This window comes from Candidatus Eisenbacteria bacterium, from assembly GCA_018831195.1.
In the GTDB taxonomy this organism is placed as follows: Bacteria; Eisenbacteria; RBG-16-71-46; order CAIMUX01; family JAHJDP01; genus JAHJDP01.
This window is the reverse complement of sequence record JAHJDP010000045.1, coordinates 1-3,422: the sequence shown is the minus strand read 5'-3', so window position 1 is coordinate 3,422 and position 3,422 is coordinate 1. Positions and strand designations below refer to the sequence as shown.

4 protein-coding genes are annotated in these 3,422 nt (G+C 50.6%); 1 reads left to right on the top strand and 3 read right to left on the bottom strand.

Going from position 1 to position 3,422, the window contains the following annotated elements; translation table 11 throughout:
* The first annotated feature begins 157 nt into the window (after window positions 1-157).
* Window positions 158-508: a hypothetical protein gene (locus KJ970_09310; GenBank protein ID MBU2691116.1), complete on the top strand. Its 351-nt coding sequence runs from the start codon at window positions 158-160 to the stop codon at window positions 506-508.
* Between the two features lie 31 nt (window positions 509-539).
* Here the strand turns inward: KJ970_09310 and KJ970_09305 are convergent, their stop codons facing one another.
* The 3 genes from KJ970_09305 to KJ970_09295 form a co-directional block, all read right to left on the bottom strand.
* On the bottom strand, window positions 540-782 hold the full coding sequence (locus KJ970_09305; GenBank protein MBU2691115.1) for a hypothetical protein: 243 nt from the start codon (window positions 780-782) through the stop codon (window positions 540-542).
* A gap of 36 nt (window positions 783-818) precedes the next feature.
* Window positions 819-1,238 (bottom strand): hypothetical protein, encoded by a 420-nt coding sequence (locus KJ970_09300; GenBank protein ID MBU2691114.1) that lies wholly within the window; start codon window positions 1,236-1,238, stop codon window positions 819-821.
* A 176-nt stretch (window positions 1,239-1,414) separates the two neighbouring features.
* Window positions 1,415-2,983 carry a hypothetical protein gene (locus KJ970_09295; GenBank protein MBU2691113.1) on the bottom strand — a complete coding sequence of 523 codons (1,569 nt, stop codon included), beginning with the start codon at window positions 2,981-2,983 and terminating at the stop codon, window positions 1,415-1,417.
* Between the last annotated feature and the right edge of the window lie 439 nt (window positions 2,984-3,422).

Below are 3,422 nucleotides of genomic sequence, written 5' to 3'. Positions count from 1 at the left end.
TCCCGGAGCCGGTGGAACGGAGAGGACTTCAGCCTCTCTGCTTCCCGCAAGGCCGTCGATTTCAATATGGATCCGGCTGCCGGGCAGAAGGGTCATCGGTTCCCGCTGGGAAACGTAGATCCGGGCTACAAGATCATCGATTATTTCCACTTGGCACATGGCTCCGTCGCCGAGACGCAGCCGGCCGGATATCGGCGTGGCGATATCATGCGCAAAGGGGCGTTGGAATTTCCTATTGGCTCATCGTCTGAAGGTCCCGGCCTTGCTTCGTAAAACGCTTTACTCAACGAATCCCATTGAAAGCATTTTTTCTCGGGTGAGGGATTGCGAGAAGAACGTTAAACGAGCTCGCAGCAGCCAAATGCGGCAGCGCTGGCTGGCGGCGGTTCTCATACACTGCGAAAAGTCATTCAGGAAGGTAAAGGATTATTTGGATATCAACGAGGTCATTAACTCAATAGAGCAAGAATTCTTGGAGGAGGAGAAAGACCTTTTGAAAGCGGCCTAAAATGAGCGGGGAGTCTTTTACAATATTTCAACTAGATTCTTGACATGCTCGCAGATAGAGGATCCTTCTTCGCGGCCTTTAATTGAACGAGGAAATTGCGCTCGTGTTCAAGGCCCTTTTTCCGGATGAGGATGGCCTCGCCGGCCGATGCGTCGGGTTGTGTTCCGTCCGTGTGCTCGAGATAGAGGCGGTCCATCCAGGTGATGTACGGGTTTTGAAGATAGTTTGTGAGGTCGGTGGGCGAGAATTGGATGGAGGCGCCGGATTTTTTCATAACGTATCGTTCATCGGATTCAGCCCGATACTATCTTCACCCATGGGCATTTCTCTTTGACGGGCCACCTTTCCCGGCTCTCCCGGCAAGCAAACCACCCAGCACCCCGGCCGCAGCCGTGAGGGCGAACTCACCGAGAGTTTGTGGGCTGATGGTGAAGCCGGGGAACAACATGGTGATGCCGGCGATGACACCAACGACGGCCCCGTAGCGCCATGCGGCGCGATGGGCGCCGCGGGCCGCCCACGCCGCCGCAAGGAACGTCAGAATGACCCCAATCACAAACCATGAAGAACGGCCGAACTGCTCGGCGAACTGGGTGATCCGCGCCTGGTCCGGCGCCCCTCGGGCCTGGAAAGCGAGCATGAATGCATAGGCGGTCACCACCAGCGTAATGACCAGCATGTCGGCGATAGGGACCGCCACGGCGGCAAGCACGATACGGCCCCATTTCATTTTGTGCCCATACCGTTTCTAGTTCGCACTGGAACCTCCGAAAGCGCCGCCCACTGCGGACTCGATACCGTGGAACATCTCAATGAGCTTAGACTGTCGACAGTGGTCAACGTCACGGCCACGTTTCTCCAAAATATTGCCGGTTCGGACAAGATTTGCAATAGAGACCCTCTGACCTATTTCAGGAGCACCAAACGGTCTACAGCGACATACTTATCTTGGCGTAATTTAATGAAATATACACCGGCTGGTACCAGCTTACCGTTTCGATCAAGACCATCCCACTCCATCCGATGCCGACCGGAGTCCATCATGCGGTCGATCAATGTCACAACCTTTGCGCCATCCGTGGCATATAGCGACAGGTCGACCTGGCAGGCCTTCGTCAGGGCGAAAGACAGCGTAGTTTTGCCGTCAAAGGGATTTGGTCGGCTCGGTCGAAGCAGGATTGGGACCGTTGATATATCGGCGCTTGGAACCTCCGCTGGAGTTGCATCAAGAGTAGCCAGATAGATTCCCCAAGTCTCATCAACAAATGACACCAAAAACACTACCTTATCATTACACAGTGCCTGGCGTGTCATCACGAATGCACTGATGGCTCTCCCGTCAAGGTACTCATTGGTGTCTATGACCTTGGTAAGAACGTCTCCCTTCTTTGCAAGGATGCTTTTATACGAAGAAGATCCAGCCTCCTCTGCAATAAATGCGACATCGCGCCCATCAATGGAAACTGGGCCAAACGCGCCAATGTATTTGCCGGGAGCACCTGGGATCGAATCTCCTGTCATTGCCACAGCGCCAAGATCTTCATCGAGATACGTAAACAATCCACGCTTGTCAGTATTTTGTTCAACACCCCAAAACGCGTAGTTTTCACTATCAATAACAGGCCGGTCAAAGCTGGCAAATCTATCAGTGCCACCGGGGACATCTGTTAGTTCATCCGCAACAATTTCAATCAGATCATTTTCGACAGAGTACCTGTATACGCCTCTAGCGCCGGATACAGTATCAAGTCCAAAGAAGGCTATATAGTCGCCGCCACTTGATGGACGTATGTCAAAGTCGTCAAACTTGATGCCAACATGATTCGGCATTTCTGTATTGAGATCTGCAACAGCGATCAAATTGCCATTCACTTCTGCATATATACCCTCTTGATAGATCTCAGTTGTGCCGGCACCAAAAAATACGATTGTTTCTGAATTGATGGATGGTATTTCATGAAGCCCTGTGTGAAATTTACCAACCCCACCAGGAATATCAGTCTCCGCATTCATCACGATATCGATATCGTTGCTTGCCATATGCTTTTTATATATACCTCTATTATATGGGTTGGCACATGTTCCTACGAATGCCATCAACCCATCGCTAAAAGAAAGTCCGTTTACACCCCAGAAAAACGCCTCTGCGCCAGGCATCGGAGTAGTGTTATCAACATGTGCTGTGAAGTCTCCATCTAAAGCTTTTGTATAGACACAGAAATATGGCCACCCACCTCCACCAAAAGAACATCTGAATGAAATGACATCGTCGCTAATAGAGGGTTCCAAGTATATTTTGCTATATCCTGGAGCCCAATTGGGTAGATCAGTATCGATATCTGCTATTTTTGTATAAGTCCAAGAGCGTTGATCCGTCTGAGCATGAGCTGCAAATGGACTAGCCATAACTAGAAAAAGTAAGATTACAAAACAAGAGACGTTCCTTCGGGCGGATAGGTACTCAATGACGATCATGCTCTGCCTCCGTTCTAACCCTGACCTGCTCCCGTTCTTGCTCAATTCTTTGCGTTGGTATAATAGTAAGCCCACTGGTCTGGTTTGCAATGGTTTTGCAATCCAATTCAGTCGAGCCTTGGTGAGGCTCCGCCCGGCGCCTCAGCACTGATGCAAAAGGTATTTGATCCAATTTGTCAGACTTTTTCCCTCTCGGTCTGAGCAATTTCTCTTGTGATCTCCATGGCAATGTGCGAATATTATGGCGTCAAAGGAAGGATTTGGCGTGACGGCGCTGCGCATACTTGCGAATGAACATAACGATGGAATGCCAAGGACGCCCAATTCACGCGCTGACCAATGGCACAGGATGGCGATGCGTGCTAATCCTATTTATTACTCGTTTTCTTCCAGGGGGGAAGATCATGCCGCGCAGAATCCACTATTTTGTTGTACCTGC